Source organism: Hansschlegelia beijingensis (genome assembly GCF_045505405.1).
In the GTDB taxonomy this organism is placed as follows: domain Bacteria; phylum Pseudomonadota; class Alphaproteobacteria; order Rhizobiales; family Methylopilaceae; genus Methylopila; species Methylopila beijingensis_A.
Map to the genome: position 1 here is coordinate 1 of NZ_JBJKEX010000668.1, position 710 is coordinate 710.

Annotated in this window: 2 protein-coding genes; both read left to right on the forward strand. The window is 72.4% G+C overall.

Annotated elements, in window-relative coordinates:
- Nucleotides 1–298: RT0821/Lpp0805 family surface protein (locus ACIKT0_RS19520; RefSeq protein WP_407106917.1), on the forward strand; the 298-nt coding region annotated here is incomplete at its 5' end.
- Between the two features lie 132 nt (nucleotides 299–430).
- On the forward strand, nucleotides 431–710 hold a 280-nt coding region (locus tag ACIKT0_RS19525; RefSeq protein ID WP_407106918.1), incomplete at its 3' end, for a DnaJ domain-containing protein.

Below are 710 nucleotides of genomic sequence, written 5' to 3' on the forward strand. Positions count from 1 at the left end.
GGAGCCTCCCGCGCTCACGCCGTCCGACTGGGCCTATGCGCGCGGCGCGCTCAGCATCGCCATGTCCGCCGACGCCACCAACGCCTCCGTGCCCTGGGCCAATCCCGATTCGGGCGCCTACGGGGCGTTCAGCGCCGCCGCCGGCGCGACGACCGAGAACGGCGCGACCTGCCGCGCGTTCTCGGCGAGCCACAGCGCCTCCGGGCACGAGCAGCGTCTCGAGGGCACGGCCTGCCGCACCGCCGCCGGCTACTGGGAAGCTGTGGCCATCCGCACGGCCGCGAGCCGCACGCTCTGAGGCGAGGAGACGGGGCGTGGACGCCCCGGCCGGGCCTGTTGCATTCATGTTACAGGCGCCCACATTGAGCACGAACCAAGCCGCGCGCTAGACTGTGCGCGGCTTTCTCGAACACACGGATTCCTCGACGCGATGCGCGATCCTTACGACGTGCTCGGCGTGCCGCGTTCGGCGAGCGCCGCCGAGATCAAAAAGGCCTACCGCAAGCTCGCCAAGACCTGGCACCCGGACCACAAGCCGGACGATCCGACGGCGCAGGAGCGGTTCGCCGAGATCGGCTCCGCCTATGATCTGCTGTCGGACGCCGGGAAGCGGGCCCAGTTCGACCGCGGCGAGATCGACGCCGAGGGCAAGCCGCGCTTCCAGGGCTTCGGAGGCGGGCAGGGCGGCCCCTGGGGCGGCGGCGCCGGCG